Below are 2,817 nucleotides of genomic sequence, written 5' to 3'. Positions count from 1 at the left end.
GATTGCGGTTAGTGTTTTAATTCGATGTTTTTCATAGCTTAAATAATGATTACCGTCTTCAAGTTCTATGTATTCGACTTGCTTATCATAATCTTTAAGTTCATCAAACATCTCACGACTATGGGCTACAGGAACCACTTTATCGTCACTGCCATGTATCAATAAAATAGGTCGATTGATTACTTTTGCAAAATTTACAGGAGACTGCGATTCTAATATGTCGTCATCAGTACCAAACTGTGCCTTAATTATTTCTTTATTATCAAAGTATCGAGCTTTTGATACGATCATTTCAAGGTCTGTTACAGGAGCGAAACTCGCTGCGCATTTAAATGTTTCTGGGTGTTTAATTAATGCCATCAATGCAGCATAACCGCCATAACTTGCACCAACCATGCAAATTCTATCTTTATCTGTATAACCCTCTGAAATCATCCATTTAGCAGCATCTTCAAGGTCGTTTTGCATTTCGTTGCCCCAATTTTGTAGGGCTGACATTTCAAACTCATAACCATAACCAGAGGAACCACGGAAGTTAGGTTGTAAAACTGCATAACCTTGGTTTGCAAACAATTGGCTCCAATAATCAAATCCTGAATAATCTCGTGCCATTGGTCCACCATGAGGCAAAATGATGGTAGGAAGGTTCTTCTGACTTTCTACATTTGGTAGTGTTAAATAACCTTCAATTTTTAAACCATCTCTAGCGGTGTAAAGTACATTGGTCTTTTTAGCGATAACCTGCTCGGTAACCTCGGGGTAACTTTCAGAGAATATATTAATGGTGTTGGCTGTTCTATCGCCAAAGTAATAGGTGCCAGGATCTTTTGGTGAACGCTTGTAAGCAAGGTATTTTGTGCCATCGTCACTAAAATCAAAAACGGTGATTTTATCTTCAGGAAATGCAGTATTTAATGCATTTTGTAAGTTTTCTCTGTCTTTATCCCAATATACTCGACCGTTAACTAAGTTTGAATGTGTAAAGCCAATTACTTCACCAGTAATATTTGAGTAAATTAAACGCCCATCAAAATCATAATCTGGATCAGCAAAAACAAGTTCGCGCTTTCGTTCTTTGTTTGAAATATCAACTTTGTAAAGTGCTTTTTTACCGTCTAATAAAGCTGTGATGTAAATGATATTTGGGTTTTTATCAAAACCAATAACAGATATTTCGTCACGACTAAAGACTTCATATTCAAAGAGCTCATCTGATTTATAGCTGTCGTTTTTAAAGAATTTATAGCTTATTTTCGTATCATCGATTGCAAGACCAATTCTAACGTTCCCTTGGCGGTCAGTTATCCAGTTTTTCACATCGTCTTTACAGCGCATAATACGTTTTCGTTTTCTATTGTTGACATTTACTTTGTAAACACTAGGGCAGTTATGAGTATCAAACGCAGCTGCTACTAAAATATAATCATCATCTTCTGGCAGAAAATTAATAACATTATCTTGGAATTGTGGGTCAATTGATTCTCTACCTCGCTTCGGACTGATTAATCGCTCTGGCTTTTGCTTTTTGCTATTTAAATCATATTTGTAGAGTCGTGTACTTGTATATTTTAGTGTTTGTTGTTTGCTGGTATAGCTTACACCGAGCAATAACACATCATTATTTGCCCACTCGACCCAATTTAATATGATATTTAGATTATCACTTTTTATAACAGGTAAATCTTTACTCGTACTTGTATCTAAAACTCTTAAAACCAATGTGCCTTTAAAATTTTGCAGATATGCAATTTTATTTCCATCAGGGGATAAGTTAACGTCTTGAACATTTGGTAAAGATGCAAATGATTTAATTGGCAGGGGGGTTGCCTGTGTAAAAGGGGTAAATATAAGTAAAATAGCAAGCAAACGATTTAGCATGCTACCTCCATGTATATGCTAATTAAGATTTTGTTCTTGATTTTAATAGATATTTTTTTAAATTAAAACTGATATTTAAGTTGTGCTGTGAAGTTCCTTGGCTCACCTACAAAATAACGATGGTTACCGAACGCGTAATCAGCGCGCTCTGCATAGCGTTTATCAAATAGATTTAAAACAGCAACAGAAAGGCTGAGTTGCTCATTTAAATACAAGCGAGTGCGCAAGTTGCTAACAGTATGACCTGCATATTGCTGAGTGTTTTCAGCATCTAGGTAGTAACCGTCGAGATAACGCGTTTCAAATTGGGTATTAACATTTTCCGATACTTGCCAATCTATTTGCGCATTAGCGATTAATTTGGGCGAGGTATCAATTTCATTTCCTTTAATGTTCGGTCCATTTTGCGGATTATTTTGATAAGTATGTTTAGCATAACTGGTATTCAATCGTGCCTTAATATTACCTGTAATATGCCAATTTAGGTCGAGTTCGATACCACGATGACGGGTATCTAAGCCATTTAAATAATGTCTATCAGCATCTTGATAAATGGCATTTTGTTTTTCTAAATTATAGACATTTAGTTCGCTGAAAAAGGTGCCATTAACAAAGCGTATGCCAAACTCTTGTTGTTTAGCATCAACACTATCGATGGTGATGTTTTGTTGATTGTTTTGCAAACGATATAACTCAGCCGCATGTGGTGCTCTAAAACTATCATCAACTTTTACAAAAATTAGAGTGTGTTCATTTACTGCATATGAATACCCAACACTGTAGCTTAAATCGTTAAAGGTGTTCGTTTGGTTGCTATGGCGAGTATAGCGGCAACCACCAAAGCCGCAGGGTGTGCCATCGTCTTTTAAATTACCGCTTGCCATGTTGTTAGTATAATCGTATTGGGTTAAATCATAGCGTAAAGCAACAAACGCGTTT

At 35.9% G+C, this 2,817-nt stretch carries 2 protein-coding genes; both read right to left on the bottom strand.

The genetic code is table 11. The features are described 5' to 3' along the window. Positions 1–1,878 (bottom strand): alpha/beta hydrolase family protein (locus ABYD77_RS18605; protein WP_372771588.1); only part of this gene is annotated, 1,878 nt, incomplete at its 3' end. A 62-nt stretch (positions 1,879–1,940) separates the two neighbouring features. After that, positions 1,941–2,817, bottom strand: an 877-nt coding sequence (locus tag ABYD77_RS18600) for a TonB-dependent receptor domain-containing protein (protein WP_372771587.1), incomplete at its 5' end; no start/stop codon positions are given.

It is taken from the genome of Pseudoalteromonas sp. (assembly GCF_041629635.1).
In the GTDB taxonomy this organism is placed as follows: Bacteria; Pseudomonadota; Gammaproteobacteria; order Enterobacterales; family Alteromonadaceae; genus Pseudoalteromonas.
Note: the sequence above shows the minus strand (reverse complement) of the source record. Positions and strands in the feature narration are given on the sequence as shown.